The sequence below is a fragment of the Amnibacterium kyonggiense genome, from assembly GCF_004364555.1.
Lineage (GTDB): Bacteria > Actinomycetota > Actinomycetes > Actinomycetales > Microbacteriaceae > Amnibacterium > Amnibacterium kyonggiense.
Genome location: NZ_SOAM01000001.1, coordinates 625,219 through 640,402, shown reverse-complemented (window position 1 = coordinate 640,402; position 15,184 = coordinate 625,219). Strand labels below are relative to the sequence as shown.

At 70.1% G+C, this 15,184-nt stretch carries 14 protein-coding genes; all 14 read right to left on the bottom strand.

Annotation, left to right across the window (positions count from 1 at the left end):
- Positions 1–135: 135 nt before the first annotated feature.
- The 14 genes from fusA to CLV52_RS19020 all read right to left on the bottom strand — a co-directional run bounded on the left by fusA (position 136) and on the right by CLV52_RS19020 (position 14,962).
- A complete protein-coding gene (gene fusA / locus CLV52_RS03305; protein WP_281276043.1) occupies positions 136–2,256 on the bottom strand; it encodes an elongation factor G in 2,121 nt (706 codons plus the stop codon).
- A gap of 162 nt (positions 2,257–2,418) precedes the next feature.
- Positions 2,419–2,889, bottom strand: coding sequence for a 30S ribosomal protein S7 (rpsG, locus tag CLV52_RS03300; protein WP_133764823.1), 471 nt, complete (start codon positions 2,887–2,889; stop codon positions 2,419–2,421).
- Positions 2,889–3,266 carry a 30S ribosomal protein S12 gene (rpsL, locus tag CLV52_RS03295; RefSeq protein ID WP_119480680.1) on the bottom strand — a complete coding sequence of 126 codons (378 nt, stop codon included), beginning with the start codon at positions 3,264–3,266 and terminating at the stop codon, positions 2,889–2,891. Before rpsL ends, rpsG begins: the two co-directional genes overlap by 1 nt.
- A 282-nt stretch (positions 3,267–3,548) precedes the next feature.
- Positions 3,549–3,941, bottom strand: a complete 393-nt coding sequence (locus CLV52_RS03290) for a hypothetical protein (protein WP_133764820.1) — start codon at positions 3,939–3,941, stop codon at positions 3,549–3,551.
- 55 nt (positions 3,942–3,996) lie between these two features.
- Complete coding sequence (locus CLV52_RS03285) at positions 3,997–4,989, bottom strand: hypothetical protein (protein WP_133764818.1); 993 nt, start codon at positions 4,987–4,989, stop codon at positions 3,997–3,999.
- Positions 4,990–5,033: 44 nt separating this feature from the next.
- Positions 5,034–6,698 (bottom strand): S8 family serine peptidase, encoded by a 1,665-nt coding sequence (locus CLV52_RS03280; RefSeq protein WP_133764816.1) that lies wholly within the window; start codon positions 6,696–6,698, stop codon positions 5,034–5,036.
- A 91-nt stretch (positions 6,699–6,789) separates the two neighbouring features.
- The gene (locus CLV52_RS03275) at positions 6,790–7,410 is read right to left on the bottom strand and encodes a hypothetical protein (protein WP_133764814.1); all 621 of its coding nucleotides are present in this window, start codon (positions 7,408–7,410) and stop codon (positions 6,790–6,792) included.
- Positions 7,407–8,126, bottom strand: a complete 720-nt coding sequence (locus tag CLV52_RS03270; protein ID WP_133764812.1) for a hypothetical protein — start codon at positions 8,124–8,126, stop codon at positions 7,407–7,409. The genes CLV52_RS03275 and CLV52_RS03270 overlap by 4 nt, the downstream gene beginning before the upstream one ends.
- Positions 8,123–9,169 (bottom strand): type IV pilus assembly protein PilM, encoded by a 1,047-nt coding sequence (pilM, locus tag CLV52_RS03265; RefSeq protein ID WP_133764810.1) that lies wholly within the window; start codon positions 9,167–9,169, stop codon positions 8,123–8,125. The genes CLV52_RS03270 and pilM overlap by 4 nt, the downstream gene beginning before the upstream one ends.
- Before the next feature lie 94 nt (positions 9,170–9,263).
- The gene (locus CLV52_RS03260; RefSeq protein ID WP_133764808.1) at positions 9,264–10,085 is read right to left on the bottom strand and encodes a prepilin peptidase; all 822 of its coding nucleotides are present in this window, start codon (positions 10,083–10,085) and stop codon (positions 9,264–9,266) included.
- Positions 10,082–12,010, bottom strand: coding sequence for a hypothetical protein (locus tag CLV52_RS03255; RefSeq protein WP_133764806.1), 1,929 nt, complete (start codon positions 12,008–12,010; stop codon positions 10,082–10,084). Before CLV52_RS03255 ends, CLV52_RS03260 begins: the two co-directional genes overlap by 4 nt.
- Positions 12,010–13,035, bottom strand: a complete 1,026-nt coding sequence (locus CLV52_RS03250) for a type II secretion system protein (protein ID WP_133764804.1) — start codon at positions 13,033–13,035, stop codon at positions 12,010–12,012. The genes CLV52_RS03255 and CLV52_RS03250 overlap by 1 nt, the downstream gene beginning before the upstream one ends.
- A complete protein-coding gene (locus CLV52_RS03245; RefSeq protein ID WP_162850694.1) occupies positions 13,032–14,354 on the bottom strand; it encodes a prepilin-type N-terminal cleavage/methylation domain-containing protein in 1,323 nt (440 codons plus the stop codon). The genes CLV52_RS03250 and CLV52_RS03245 overlap by 4 nt, the downstream gene beginning before the upstream one ends.
- A gap of 101 nt (positions 14,355–14,455) precedes the next feature.
- Positions 14,456–14,962, bottom strand: a complete 507-nt coding sequence (locus CLV52_RS19020; protein ID WP_211342593.1) for a type II secretion system protein — start codon at positions 14,960–14,962, stop codon at positions 14,456–14,458.
- Positions 14,963–15,184 lie beyond the last annotated feature (222 nt).

Here is a 15,184-nt window from a genome sequence, read left to right as displayed (position 1 = left end):
TGGCGGGGCGCGCAGCGCCCCGCCGGCTCAGGCCGGCGCGCTCTTCGCACGGCGGAGCCGTGCTGCGAAGGCGAAGCCGGAGCACGGACTTTCGCGGCGCCGGCGAAGCCGGCCGCGCGAAAGTCCGTGCATCGACTACTCACTCTTGTTCTTCTGGACGATCTCGTCGGCGACGTTCTTCGGCACCTCGGCGTAGCTGTCGAACTGCATCGAGTACACGGCGCGACCGGAGGTCTTGCTCCGGAGGTCGCCGACGTAGCCGAACATCTCGGACAGCGGCACCTTGGCGGTGACGACCTTGACGCCGGAGGCGTCCTCCATGGCCTGGATCTGCCCGCGGCGGGAGTTCAGGTCGCCGATGACGTCGCCCATGTACTCCTCGGGGGTGCGGACCTCGACGGCCATGACGGGCTCGAGGAGAGCCGGGGACGCCTTGCGCGCGGCCTCCTTGAAGGCCATCGAGCCGGCGATCTTGAACGCCATCTCGGAGGAGTCGACCTCGTGGTAGCCGCCGTCGAGCAGCGTCGCCTTGACGCCGACCGTCGGGTAGCCGGCGAGGACGCCGACCTGCATCGCGTCCTGGATGCCCGCGTCCACCGAGGGGATGTACTCGCGCGGCACGCGGCCACCGGTGACCTTGTTCTCGAACTCGTACGTCGTCTCGGCCGTGACCTCGAGCGGCTCGAGCGCGATCTGCACCTTCGCGAACTGACCGGAACCACCGGTCTGCTTCTTGTGGGTGTAGTCGTAGCGCTCGATCGTCTTGCGGATCGTCTCGCGGTAGGCCACCTGGGGCTTGCCGACGTTCGCCTCGACGTTGAACTCGCGCTTCATGCGGTCGACCAGGATGTCGAGGTGGAGCTCGCCCATCCCCTTGATGATGGTCTGGCCGGTCTCGCGGTTCTGCTCGGTGCGGAAGGTGGGGTCCTCCTCGGCGAGCTTCTGGATCGCCGTGCCGAGCTTGTCCTGGTCCGCCTTGGTCTTGGGCTCGATCGCGACCTCGATGACCGGCTCCGGGAACGTCATCGACTCGAGGACGACCTGCTCGTTCACGTCGGAGAGCGTGTCGCCCGTCGTCGTGTCCTTGAGGCCGATCACCGCGTAGATGTGGCCGGCGGAGACGCCGTCCACCGGGTTCTCCTTGTTGGAGTGCATCTGGAAGATCTTCCCGATGCGCTCCTTCTTGCCCTTGGTCGAGTTGATGACCTGGCTGCCGCCCTCGATGTGACCCGAGTAGACCCGGACGTAGGTGAGGCGGCCGAAGAACGGGTGCACCGCGACCTTGAACGCGAGGGCCGAGAACGGCTCGGAGGCGTCGGCGTGACGGAGGATGACCTTCTCCTCGTCGCGCGGGTCGTGCGCCTCGATCGCCGGCACGTCGAGCGGGCTCGGCAGGTAGTCGACGACCGCGTCGAGCATCGGCTGAACGCCGCGGTTCTTGAACGCGGAGCCGCAGAGGACCGGGTACAGCTCGCTGTTCACCGTCATCTTGCGGATGGCGCCCTTGATCTCGGCGACCGTCAGCTCCTCGCCACCGAAGAACTTCTCGAGCAGCGCGTCGTCGGACTCGGCGACCGTCTCGATCAGCTTCTCGCGGTACTCCTGCGCCTTCTCGAGCAGGTCGGCGGGGATCTCCTCGATGGCGTACTTCGCACCCATCTGGACGTCGCCCTTGGCGTCGCCGCGCCACGTCAGGGCGCGCATCTCGACCAGGTCGACGACGCCCTCGAACGTGCTCTCCGCACCGATCGGCAGCTGGATGACCAGCGGCTTGGCGCCGAGACGGCTCACGATGGTGTCGACGGTGAAGTAGAAGTCCGCACCGAGCTTGTCCATCTTGTTGACGAAGCAGATGCGCGGGACGTTGTACTTGTCCGCCTGCCGCCACACGGTCTCGGACTGGGGCTCGACGCCCTCCTTGCCGTCGAAGACAGCGACGGCGCCGTCGAGGACGCGCAGGGAGCGCTCGACCTCGACCGTGAAGTCCACGTGGCCCGGGGTGTCGATGATGTTGATCTGGTTGTTGTTCCAGAAGCACGTCGTCGCGGCCGACGTGATGGTGATGCCGCGCTCCTGCTCCTGCGCCATCCAGTCCATCGTCGCGGCGCCGTCGTGCACCTCGCCGATCTTGTGGGTGATGCCGGTGTAGAAGAGGATGCGCTCGGTCGTCGTGGTCTTGCCGGCGTCGATGTGCGCCATGATGCCGATGTTGCGGACCTTGTTCAGGTCGGTGAGGACGTCCTGGGCGACTGCCACGGGGGAACCTTTCGAAAGAAGTTTCGGGCCCTCGCCTCAACAGACGAGCGCCCCGTTTCATGCCCGAGGCCGCGGACCCCGTCCGGATGGACGGAGCCGCGGCCGCGGTGGAGTGCGTGGGTTCTCGCGCTCAGCCGGCGGGACGTCGACCGAGCGTGGGAGCTACCAGCGGTAGTGCGCGAAGGCGCGGTTCGACTCGGCCATCTTGTGCGTGTCCTCGCGGCGCTTCACCGCGGCGCCGAGGCCGTTCGACGCGTCGAGGATCTCGTTGGTGAGGCGGTCCGTCATCGACTTCTCGCGACGGGCCTTCGCGTACGAGGTGAGCCAGCGCAGCGCGAGCGTGTTCGCGCGGTGCGGCTTGACCTCGACGGGGACCTGGTAGGTCGAGCCGCCGACGCGGCGGCTCTTGACCTCGATGGTCGGGCGGACGTTGTCGAGCGCCTTCTTCAGCGTCGCGACGGCGTCCTGGCCGTTCTTCGCGGCCACGTTCTCGAGCGCGCCGTAGACGATGCGCTCGGACAGGCCCTTCTTGCCGTCGACGAGGATCTTGTTGACGAGCTGGCTGACCACCGGAGCCTGGTAGACCGGGTCGGCGACGACCGGGCGCTTCGGAGCGGGTCCCTTACGAGGCATTACTTCTTCTTCTCCAACTTGGCGCCGTAGCGGCTGCGGGCCTGCTTGCGGTTCTTCACGGCCTGGGTGTCCAGCGCGCCGCGGACGATCTTGTAGCGCACGCCCGGCAGGTCCTTCACGCGGCCGCCGCGGACGAGCACCATCGAGTGCTCCTGCAGGTTGTGGCCCTCGCCGGGGATGTAGGCGGTGACCTCGGTGCCGTTCGACAGCTTCACGCGCGCGACCTTGCGGAGCGCGGAGTTCGGCTTCTTCGGCGTCGTCGTGTAGACGCGCGTGCAGACGCCGCGCTGCTGCGGGTTCGCCTTCAGCGCAGGCGCCTTGGTCTTGACGACCTTGGGCGTGCGGCCCTTGCGGACCAGCTGCTGGATGGTGGGCACTCTGCTGACTCCTTGGCGCCGCTGCTCGAGCGGCATCTCTTGTGTTCTGCGCCGCCTGCGAGGGCGGACGGCCTTCCGGACATCGCCCCCGCGGGCGATCCGGCTCCGCTCGCGGGGGCCGGACGGTCGAAGCGGATGACGCGCATCCGCGGTGGTCCCACACACTGGCGCGAGGCCTTCCGCGGGACACGCGTGCACCGGACAGCGGCACACAACCCGTCGATAGTACCCGCACTCGGGAGGGGGATCAAACACACCGCCGTCGCGGCCGCGCCATCGTGCTCAGCGCTCGCGCTCCCAGGGCCAGCGCGGGGTGCCCGCTCCCGCCGCCCGCGCGCGGACGATGAGCAGGGCGATGAGGCCCGCGACGGCCGCGAGCAGCGCGTCCGCGAGCGTGAAGAGCGACGTGGACGCCTCGCCGAGGACCAGGAACGCCGCGCCCGCTCCCCCGGCCGCCAGCGCGACCAGCGCCGGCACGAGGATCAGGAGGACCGCGCTGAGCAGCGCCGTCTCGACGGGGAGCAGCACGCTCCGACCGGTCGCCCGCGCGATCCGCAGCCCGATCGCCCCGGCGGTGACCGCGACGCCGACCGGCTCCGCGAGCGGGCCGGCCCCGGGCACCGCGATCACGTCGGCGTCCGTGGCGAGGCTCACGAACCCGTTGGCCGCGACCACGCAAGCGATCCAGCCGAGCGCGAGGAGGGTCGCGAGCCCGGCGCCGGCGCGCCGCTCAGTCCCGGGCGTCGGCGACCTCCTGGTCGTAGCGCGCCCGGGCCTCCTTGTTCCGCCGGCGGACGCGGGTGCCGCGCGCGCCGATGGCGAAACCGGTCCAGAGCATCACCTCGCGGGCGACGATCAGGATGAGGATGAACGCCGGGCTGAGGAACGCCTGCAGGGCCGTGTTGCGGTCCGCGAACTGCCCGGCGATCACGAGCGGCACGAGGATCGCGCTCACGACGTAGACGAGCAGGCCGACCACCGCGCTCGCGACCACGTAGGCGAACCGGCCCGCGCGGTTCAGGAGCAGCACCGTGAGCTCGAAGAAGAGGAAGAAGAAGAGGACGGGCAGCCAGGCGAAGACGGCGCCCTTCGTCTCGATGAGCGCCTGCAGCTGACCTGCGACCGCGTTGGGGCCGGCGATGATCAGCTCGAGCAGGGCGACCGCGGCGAAGTACAGGACCTCGAACAGGCCCGCGGCGAGCAGCACCCACGCCGTGGCGACGAGGCGGTTGCCGCCGCGCTTCGGCGCGGGCGGGGCGTCGTCCTCCGCCGGTGCGAGCACGGGCTGCCGGGTCGGCGCGGGCTCCGGCGCGGCCGCCGCCGACGCGGCGGCGCCGGATGCGGCGACGGCCGCCGGCGCGGCGGCGCGCTCCCCCGCGGCCGGCTCGTCCCTCGCGGCGTCCCGGTCCTCGGCGGCGGGGCGGATGACCTGCGTCTCCGCGGGGCGGATCACCTCGGTGTCCTCGGCCCGGGCGGACTCGGCGGCCGGCGTGGGCAGCACCCGGGTGTCGGCGACCGAGTCGTCGTCGGCGCCGTCGGGGCGCGCGCGGTTCCCGGACGCGGCGGCGTGGATCTCGTCGGCCGTGGGCTCCCCCGTCGCGGCGAGCTCGTCGTCGGTCGGCGGCGCGAGCAGCCCGTCGCGAGGCGCTCGGGCCCTCGTGGGGGCGTCGGTCGCGCGCTCCGCGTCCTCCGGATCTCCGGCGGGTCTGGTCGGCTCGGCCATGTCGGCGTCCCTTTCGTCGTGGGCGCCAAGGCTACGGGAGCGGGTCAGCGCGCGATACGACGTGCGGGACTGGTGGAGGCCGCCGACAACGCGCCGGCACGACCGACCTGGACCCGGACGGTGATGCGGTGCCCGGCGTCCGCCGGACGGAGGGTGTAGCGCCGACCGGTCGCGCCGGCGATCGGGCGGCCGTCCCGCAGCCATCGGTATGCGGCCGCCTTCGCGGCGGGCCGCCACGTGCCGCTCGTCGCGGTGAGGCGGCCGCCGACGCGGGCGGCGCCCGTGATCGTCGCCGACGTCGTCGGCAGGAGGACGCGCTTCGCGCCGACCAGGTCGCCGGCGTCGACGATCCCGGCCCCGCACCGCGTCTCGGTGCAGGTCGAGGTCGACGGGAACGGCGACGCCGTCGCCGAGAGGCGCTGCATCACCGACGCGGGGTCGAGGCCGGGCCGGACCGACAGCAGCAGCGCGATGGCCGCGGCGACGCGAGGCGTCGCCATGCTCGTGCCGACGTCGGTGCCGATCGCAGGCCGGTTCCCCTTCGCGGTGAAGGCACCGGTGGAGGTCCAGATGTCGCCGATCACCGGGTCGGCGTCGGAGCCGCCCGGCGCCGCGAGCGACGGCTCGACGAGGCCCGAGCCGCGGTTCGAGTAGACCGCCAGCGAGCCCTGCCTGGTCGTCGCGACGACGCTCACGACGCCGGCGCAGTTGGCCGGCGAGGTGTTCGCCATCGTCGTCCCCTCGTTGCCCGCCGCCGCCACGATCGTGGTGCCGCGCGCGATGGCGTCGTCGACGGCCGTCTGCAGCGCGTCCGAGCAGTCGCCGCCGTCCGAGCCGAGCGACATGGAGAGGACCTGGGCGGGGTGCGCATTGGCGGGGACGCCGGGCACGCTGCCGCCGGACGCCCACTCGATCGCGGCGATCGTGTCGGCCTCCGATCCACCACAGCCGCCCAGCACCCGCACGGGCTCGACGCTCACGCGCGGTGCCAGGCCGGTGACGCCGACCCGGTCGCGCTGCGCGACGATCTCGCCGGTGACGAACGTGCCGTGCCAGGTCGAGGCGGAGCCGAGCTCGGAGCACACGTCGCCCGGGTCGGACGGGTCCGCGTCCCAGCCGTCGCCGTCGCCGGTGAGGACGCCGGGCGTCTGGGAGACGAAGTCGTAGCCGGGGACCACGGAGGCTCCCGCGAGGTCCGGGTGCGGCGTGATCCCGGTGTCGAGCACCGCCACGACGACGTCGCTGCGACCGAAGGTCCTCGTCCACGCGCGCGGCGCGTCGACGCCGAACCCGCCGGCGCGCTTCGTCGAGGCGCCGTCCCAGAGGTCCCACTGCTCGCCGTACCAGGGCGAGACGCCGGCGACCGGCGAGGGCACGCGCGCGACGGTGAAGCGGCGGGCGGGCGTCGCCGCGGTGACGAGGGGCGAGGCCGCGAGGGCCTCCGCCTGCGCCGCCGCGCTGGTCCGCGCCGACACCTCGACGGAGGCGAGCCCGTCCCCGAGCGGCGTCACCGACTGGACGTCGAGCGAGGGCAGCGTGGACTGCAGCTGCTGCACGGTCGGCGCGTCACCGGCCGTCGTGAGGACGAAGGCGACGGGATCGGGCGTGAGCTCGTCGGCGAGCGCCGTGCCCCCCATCCCGATGGTGACGCACGCCGCGACGGCGATCGCGGTGCTCTGCCGCAGACCACCGCGAGTCGTGACCTTCATGTCCCCGTCCCCCCGGCCGGTGGAAGCAGCACGGCGGGACGGGCGCGTCGTGCGCGCCCGTCCCGCCGAGCAGGTGGTGTGTCCGAGGCGCCTAGCGCTTCAGGACGTAGATGAATCCGGAGAACGTCCCGGTAATCGTCGATGACTGGTCGTTCTTCACGGTCTGGACACCGTTGATCGCGAACGTCCGTTCATCGTTCTGGATGTCGTGGGAGAACTGGACAACCGCGTCCGGCCCGCCGCTCACGACGATGCTCACCGGGACGACCGCGAGGTTCGTCCCGGTGATGAGCGGGCTCGTCTTCGCGAGCGGGATCGATCCCGTCGGACTGGCTCCGGCCTGTCCACTCGCCGAGGCGGGCGCCGTATAGGCCGCAGCGTCACCGGGTGTGATCGAGACCACGTTCACACCGTCGAGCGCGGCGACTTCGGTCACGCGGCGGATGAAGGTGTTCGGCTTCAAGACGGTCGGGACGTTCTTCTGCAAGACCGCGTCCTGCACCTTCATCTCGTCGAGCTTCGCAGCCGCCTTCGTGAGCGCGGCGATCTTGATCTGCGTCGCTTGATTCTGCGCGTCCACGTTCACGGCGGCCTGCGCCGACGTCGCTGCAGCCGCGAGCTGCGGCTGCACGCCGAGGAACCAGCCGCCGGCGAGAACCGCGACAACAGCGGCACCCGACGCGATTCCCCAGATCCGGAGGTTGACGGTCACTTCGCGGCCTTCCCTGCGTTCACGAGCGCCTTCGGCGTCAGGTGGAGCGTGAGCTGGATCGTGTAGCCGGTCGTGTCATCCGAGATGACCGAAGCAGTTGCGTCGCCGTACGCGGGGATGCCGCGAAGCTTTCTGAGCCAAGGCCCGACCGACGAGATGTCGCTGGTCGTGATCGCCATCTGGACGCTGGCGACGCTGGGCACGTCGAGCGGAGAGGTGCCCTGCGAGTAGTCGAGGACCGGTGAGGCGGAGTCGCCCTGGATGCTCGTCACCGTCCACCCGCTCGGCATGAGCGCCTCGACCGCGTCGATCTGCGCCTGCCAGTCGATCTCGGTCGAGGATCCGACCATCACCGCCGCTTCGCCGAGCCGGATGCTCTGCTGCAGCATCTGCACGTCCTGGAACCGGGAGAGCTGAGACAGGAGCTGCTGCGAGGCCGCGTTCGAGGCGTCCAGCCTGGACTGAGCGGCGCTCGCGATAGCCATCGCCCCGGCGGTCGCCCCGCCCGCGAGGATCACCGCGACCACGACCCCTGCGGCGAAGGCTCGTTGGATACTGCGGCTGCGGGCGGCAGCCTTCAACTCGCGCGGGAGGAGGGAGACCGTGGGCAGTCCACCGGCCACGAATTCCGGCGTCCGCCGGATCTCGAGGCCGCGCTTCGCCCGAGCGGGCTTCGGGGACGGCTCGACGAGCTGGTCGAGATTGGTGTCGCTCATGCGGCACTCCTGATCGTGAGGCCGAGCGCGACCGCGGGAGCAGCGCCTGCAGCGAGGAAGGACGCCTCGTCCACGCGGTCGCCGACGGTGAACCGACCTGCAGGGCGGCTGATGGTGACGGCGAGGCCGGTCGCGGACTGCAGCGCCTCGGGCAGGCCGCGCAGCATCGCGCCTCCACCGGAGAGGACGACGCCGTCGACCTGGGACTCAGGGTGGTTGTTCTGCCAGAACGCGACGGTCGAACGGACCGCCTGCACGAGGTCCTTGGCGGCCTCGACGCTGACGGTCGCGACGCCGCGGGAGTCGAGGTCGGCCTCGTCGGCGATGAGGCCGAAGCGGCGCTTCATCTCGTCGGCGCGGTCGTGGAACAGACCGAGCTTCTCCGCGAGCGCGGCGGTCAGATCGTTGCCGCCGGACGGCAGCATGCGGATGAACTGCGGGACCCCCTGCTCGGCGACGATCACGCTCGTCGAGACGGCGCCGACGTGCAGGTAGATCTTCACCCCGGAGCGCTCGTGCTCGACGTGCGCCCGGACGACAGCGAAGGGAATGAGGTCGACGTCCACGACCTTGAGGCCGGCGGCCTCGATGGCGCGAGTGTTGGCGAGGACGGACTCGCGGGTCGCCGCCACGAGCAGGCCGCGGATGTGCGCTTCGCCCTCGTGCTCGACCTCCTCGACGCCGTAGAAGTCGAGGACCGCCTGCTCCGCGGGCAGCGGGAGCAGCTCCTGCACCCGGAACGGCAGCGTCTCGCGGATGTGGGCGAGCGGCATGCGAGGCAGGATCAGCTCGCGGATCAGCACCTGCTGGCTGCCGATGCCGGTGACGACCTTCTTCGAGCTGAAGGCCGCGACCTTCCACAGCCAGGTCAGCGCGGACACGACGGCGTCGACGTCGGTGACGACACCCTCCTTGATGGCGTCGACCGGGACCTGCACCTCGTGGTACCGGTGCAGCACCGGCTGGTGCTTGCCGTCGGCGCTGACCTCGGCGGCACGGATGACTCCGTGGCCGAAGTCGAGTCCGACGATGGTGTTCGGCATGTTCGTTCGGGTCCTTCGATTCGGGTGGACGATGCGAGTGTGACGATCGGGATGGGGCCGCGTCAGACCCCAGTGGGGGTGCGCCCCCCAGGGGTCACGCGAGCCCCATGAGGCGCAGGTAGCCGGTCGCGAGCGGCTCGCCGGCGAGCACGCCGATCCAGGCGCCGGTCAGGATCCACGGGCCGAAGGGGATGGCCGTCTTACGGCTCCTGCCGCGGACGACCATGAGGCCGATGCCGAAGACGGCACCGACCGCGAAGGCCGCCGCGAAGCCGACCACGAGCTGCGGGATACCGAGGAAGCCGAGGAAGAGCCCGACGACGCCGGCGAGCTTGACGTCGCCGAATCCCATGCCGCCGATGAAGTAGAGGACGTAGAAGAACGCCGCAGCGGCGACTGCCCCGGTGCCCGCGGTGAGCAGTGCGCCGAAGTCCGCGCGCAGGATCCCCGCTCCCCCGAGCAGCGCGGCGCCGACCGCGAAGCCGGGCAGCACGATGCTGTCGGGCAGCCGCCTCGTGTCGAGGTCGATCACCGCGAGCACGACGGAGATCGCCGCGAGGTACAGGAACGCGACGAGCTCGAGCGACGACGCGATCGTCGTCCTCGGATCGGACGGCGCCTCGAGCGAGCCGGCGAAGGGCAGCGCCGCGACGACGAACGCGAGCCCGGTCGCGCCCTCGACGAGGGGGTAGCGGACCGGGATGCGCATGTCGCAGTGCCGGCACCGGCCGCGAAGCAGCACCCAGGAGAGCAGCGGGATGTTGTCCCTGGCGCTGATCTCGTTGCGACAGCCGGGGCACGCGGACCCCGGGGACACGATCGAGAGGCCGGCCGGGACCCGGTAGGCCACGACGTTGAGGAAGGAGCCGATGAGGAGCCCCAGGACCCCGGCCGTCACGAGGATGAACGTCGTCACGGGTTGACCACCTTGGTTCCGTCCGGGGAGTACGCGACCGGCACGGTCGCGTAGCGGATGACCGTGAAGCTGGTGGCCGTCGGCTCGAGGAACTTCGGCGGGCTCACCGTCTTCAGCAACGTGTCGTACTGGTACGCCTTCGTGTAGCCGGTCGGCGTCGTCGTGTAGATGAGCTGGCTGGGATCGGACGGATCCGGCTTGCTCGTGACGTGCGCGGCCGCCACCGAGCCGCGGAACTTCTGCGCGATGGACCCGAAGACCTCGAGCGAGCCCCGGCTCGACCCGCGGTCATGGTTCTCGACGCGGAACGTGTGCGCCACCGAGACGATCGCCGCGTCCACTTCCAGGTTGACCTGGATGCCTGCGGCGCCTGGCTTCACCATCGGCTGGTCGTCCGACGACGACATCGGGTTCCAGACGACCACCGAGCTCTGTCCCACCAGGCCGAGGAGATCCGCCGTGCGGTCCGCGTAGGTGATGTCGTCGGTGATCCAGACGTAGTTCTGGGATGCCGCCGTGGTCAGTGTCGTCACCTTGCCGGAGACGTAGAGATCGCCGCTGCGGCACCCGTAGGCCGGCGTCCCCGTGTCCCAGGACGCCGGAGTGGACGACGTGTTGGTCCAGCTCGTGGCCGGCGCCTCGCCGTCGAGCGGGAAGCGGATCTGCGCCGCTCCCGAACCGAGCGACCAACCGATGCCCGTGTAGGCCGTCGGGTCGAGGTTGCCGTCCGCCCCGATGCACGTCACGCCGCTCGGCTTCGCCGTGGTCGCCCATCCGTTCGTGGGGTCCAGGGCAGGAGTGCGCACGTTCTGCACGTACAGGAGGTCCTGGTTCAGCTGCTTCACAGTCGCACCGAACGGACTGGCGAGCGCCGACGGTGAGCCGCACGCGCTGTCGTCGCGAGCCGTGCCGCCCTTGGCGGGCAGCTTCGTCCATGGCGAGACCACGTTCATGTATCCGGTCCCGAGGTACGTGATCCGGGTGGGGCCGGTGTACAGGCACCTCGCGTCCGAGGCCATCGCACTGTTCGTCGCCGGCATCGCGAGCGTCGGCTTGTTGACGAGCGGGATCTTCGGCGTGCACGAGGCCGCGTCCTTGAATACCTGCGCCGACGTCGGTGCGCCCGTCTCGAACTGGCCGGTCACGACCATGCCGCAGGCGCTCACCTGCGACGTCTTGAAGGTCGGGGTGTCATTGGTGTGCGCGTCGCCGTACAGGAGGTCGGTGTTCTTGAACGGCACCCGCATGTCCGTCGTCTTGCTCGGGTCGTCGGTGTTCACGTAGCTGCACGCGGCCGGGCGCTTCCCGGTCCAGGCGTAGACGACGCACGAGTTCGGGTCGAAGCTCTTGGCGCCGGACGGCACGACGAAGGTCTCGGGGTCCTTGATTTCGTAGTCGGTGAAGTAGCCGAAGTCGACGAAGCCCTTCACGCGCAGCGACGCGAGAATGGTCCGCGTCCTCGTGCCGGAGAGCCCGGTCACCCGGAGCTGGATGACACCCGTCGTCGTGTAGTTGGCGGCATTGACCTCGTAGCGGTACTGCGCCGCCACACCGGAGTCGTCCTCGCTGCCAGGCACCGTCGCCCACGTCGCGTACTTGTCCGTGGCGGGATTCCCGGTCTTCGCGCCCATGCCGAAGGCGGGGTTCCACGGGTCGGGGCGCACAAGCGCGGTCCCCGTGTTGAAGGTGTCGTCCGGATTCCCGTACTTGATGTACGTCCTGTCGAGGTTGACCCGGGCGAGGTAGTCCTGCACGCCCGCGTAGGCGGCGTCCAGCGCGCTCGTCGAGCGCTGCACACCGACGGCCTGGCGCAGACCGGACGTCGCGACGGTGAGCCCCGTCGCGATGAGCACCATCATCACGAATCCGAGGACGACCACGGCGATGAGCGCCGCACCCTCGTCGTCCCTGCGTCGACGGAGCATCACTGGTCGATCACCACCGGAGGTTTGGCCGTTGCAGTCGGCTTCGGAGTCGGGGTCGCCGTTGCGGTCGGCTTCGGCGACGAGGAGGACGGAGCCGGCGTGCTGGTTCCACTACCGCCACCGGTGGATCCCGTGCCGCCACCACCGGTCCCGGTCGTCGGGGTCGACGTGCCCGGGCCCGTGCCGGGGCCCGATCCGGTCCCCGTTCCGGTGCCCGAGCCGCCCGAGCTGGCCCCGGTCGTCGGCGTCGGCGACGCAGCGGGAGCGCTGCTCGACTTCGTGACCGTCGGCGTCGGTGTGGGCGTCTCGGTCGGCGTGGGCAGGTTGGGGACGGACGCCGTCGCCACCACGTCGCGGTCGAGGTTGGGCATGCCGATGGAGCTCGTGACGATGACCTTGCCGTCAGGCCCGCCTGCGGTGGTCGGGTCCAGCGTCGTGGTGACGCGGATCAGCGTCACGTTGTTCTGCCGATCCGCGTCGCTCAGCTTCGGCGACGCGTTCAGTGGCTTGAACGACTGGTCGAGGTACTGGAAGAAGGGAGTCTCGGCGCCCGATGCGACGAAGCCGTTCGCGATGGTGGTCTTCGTCACCGACCCGTTGAACGCGTAGAAGCCGGTGAGCGGGGACATCGTCGCCGCCTGCCGCTGCTCGGTGAAGGTGCCGTCGGAGCCGAGGTTGAAGGTCACGAGGACCGGAGCGGAGTCGCTGACGGAGGTGTTCGAGTAGGCGATGATCTGCAGCTGCGTGGGCGTGCCGTACTGGATCGCCCAGTAGGTCTCCGTCGTGGACTTCGGGACGTTGGTGGCGACGCGGACGACCGCTCGGACCGCGTCGAGGGCCAGCGCCGCCTGACCGGTCGCGTCGCGGTCCTTCCCCGACCAGCTGGTGAGTCGGGAGATGTTCGCGAAGAAGACCCCGATCATCGACAGGACGATGCCGGTGATGAGCATCGTGACGAGCAGCTCGACGAGCGTGAACCCGTCCTCTCCACTCCTGCCCTGACGCAGCCGATCGAGCGCGTTCATCCGGCCTTCCTCGGGTCGAGCGTGACGGTGCCGTCGCTGGACACTCCGGGCAGTGCAGCATTCGTCACGACCTGGAGCGCACCGGCAGCCAGGGGCACGCCGTCCGCGGAGATGGTCCAGGAGCCGTACGGCAGCGCGAGCGCGACCCACGATCCATTGCCGCTTATCGAGTAGGTGAGCTTGCTGCGGACGTCGCAACCGGGGTTTCCGGCGCCCTGGGGCGTCGTCTGGATCGCGGTCAGTGTCGACCCGGCCGGCGCGTAGACGTTCACGACGCCGAGCGGCACCTTCACGGTCGATGACACGTTCACGAGCGAGTTGACCGTGGATGTGACGCCGGCCTTGAGCGAGACCCCGTTGACGTTTGCAGCGACCCACGCGGACGGATCGATCGCTGCGCAGGTCTTCGAGCCCGACTTCGCGGTGCCGGCGGTGACGTCGTAGGCATTCGGGAACAGGCCGGCGAGGAGTCCCATGACGCTGTAGGTGGCGCCACCGGAGGTGTAGTTCACCGGCAACGCGGCGGGAATGGCCGCGGTGGTCGCGGACGTCCCGTCCGTGAAGAGGACGTTGATCGTGCCCGCCTGGTCGTACACGAACTGGACGGAACTGGTCGCCCCTGCGCTGACGGTCACGTTCTTGGACGGGTTCGTCGCCCCGGCCTGATCCCGGTAGCCGGACTTGTAGATCGAGACGACGTAGTTGCCCGGCTTCACGCCGTTCGCGTAGGTGCACCCGTCCGCGGTCGTCGGCTTCGAGGCGGCCGGCGACTCACCGGGGCCGCCGGTCGCGACATTGACGGTGATGGCGATGCCGGAGACGGGCTGGCCCTCGAACCCGACGACGGAGACGGCGATCGCCCCGAGGGAGCTGTTCGTGCTGCCGTCGGCCGGCGCGAGGATGGTGTCGTCCTGGACGCCCTTGTCGCCGGACGACATCCCCTCCCATGTGACTCGGATGTTCACGTGGAGGAAGAAGAGGTTGGTCGAGCTGTTGCAGGAGACGCTGGTGCCCTCCGAGGAGACCCAGGTCACGGTCCGGGTCAGCCAGTAGGTGCGGCCGTCGACCGGGATGGAGCGCTTCGGCGCGGACTGCACCGTGTAGGTGTCCGATGTCGCGCGGACCGTGTCGAGCTCCTGCGACGCGAGGTTCGCCGCGGTCACTCGCGAGCGGTTGTCGTTCGTCATCTGCACGATCGTCGTGATGCCCGCGAGGATGCCGGTGCTGATGATGGCGAAGACGAGGAGCGCGACGAGGACCTCGATGAGCGTGAAGCCCTCATCGGCGGCCTTGCGGCCACCAGTCAGTCGCGCGTTCACGTCGTCCTTCGCGGTTCGTGAGGAGAGGTCGGGGGTGGAGCGCCCGAGCGGGCGGCCGGGCCGAAGCCCGACCGCCCGTTCGAGGTACGCGGCGGCTGAGGTCAGCCGACCGTGCAGGTGAGGGTGGTGCCGGTCGACTGCGTGACCGAGCCGCCCGAGGTGACGGTGAAGATGTTGCCCGTGACGCTCTGCGCGGCGAGGCACCACTTGCCGGCGGTGGCGGTGGTGTTACCCGCGGAGAAGAAGGGGTTGACCTTCTCCTGGCTGCTGCGCGACCAGCCGAGAGCGACGAGGTCCTGCTGGCTCGTCGCACCGGTGACCGTCGCGGTCGCGGTGAGCGGAGCGGTGATCGCGCTCTGAGCCACGTTCGTGACGGCGCCGCCGGAGTTGTTGGCGGAGACGGCGATGAGCGCCGTCTTCATGTTGACGAGGTCCGACTTGACGGCGGTGTCCTTCGCGTTGTTCTGCACACCGAGGTACACCGGGATCGCGATCGCGGCGAGGATGCCGATGATCAGGACGACGACCAGGAGCTCGATGAGCGTGAAGCCGGCCTCGCGGTCGCGCAGGGCGTCGCGTCGGGCCGAAAGGGCGGTGGTGATGGACATGACGGGTTCGTTTTCCGTTTCAGGATGTGGAGTGGTGGAGCAGCCGTCCCGGATACGCCGGAAAGGCCATATCCAAAAGATATGGAAATGGAAAAGGGAATAGCAGACCCCGAGCGGGGGTATTTCAAAAAAGAAATGCCCCCAGGCCGGGGTGCACGCATTTCGGTGCCTCATTGCACGGGACCCCTTCGATCTCCGCACTCCGAGGATGAAGCCGGCCGA

Excerpts from the sequence above, each read along its gene's own strand:
- rpsG (WP_133764823.1), bottom strand. The coding sequence starts at position 2,889 with ATGCCTCGTAAGGGACCCGCTCCGAAGCGCCCGGTCGTCGCCGACCCG.
- CLV52_RS03285 (WP_133764818.1), bottom strand. The coding sequence starts at position 4,989 with ATGGCCGAGCCGACCAGACCCGCCGGAGATCCGGAGGACGCGGAGCGC.
- CLV52_RS03280 (WP_133764816.1), bottom strand. The coding sequence starts at position 6,698 with ATGAAGGTCACGACTCGCGGTGGTCTGCGGCAGAGCACCGCGATCGCC.
- CLV52_RS03270 (WP_133764812.1), bottom strand. The coding sequence starts at position 8,126 with ATGAGCGACACCAATCTCGACCAGCTCGTCGAGCCGTCCCCGAAGCCC.
- pilM (WP_133764810.1), bottom strand. The coding sequence starts at position 9,169 with ATGCCGAACACCATCGTCGGACTCGACTTCGGCCACGGAGTCATCCGT.
- CLV52_RS03255 (WP_133764806.1), bottom strand. The coding sequence starts at position 12,010 with ATGCTCCGTCGACGCAGGGACGACGAGGGTGCGGCGCTCATCGCCGTG.
- CLV52_RS03250 (WP_133764804.1), bottom strand. The coding sequence starts at position 13,035 with ATGAACGCGCTCGATCGGCTGCGTCAGGGCAGGAGTGGAGAGGACGGG.
- CLV52_RS19020 (WP_211342593.1), bottom strand. The coding sequence starts at position 14,962 with ATGTCCATCACCACCGCCCTTTCGGCCCGACGCGACGCCCTGCGCGAC.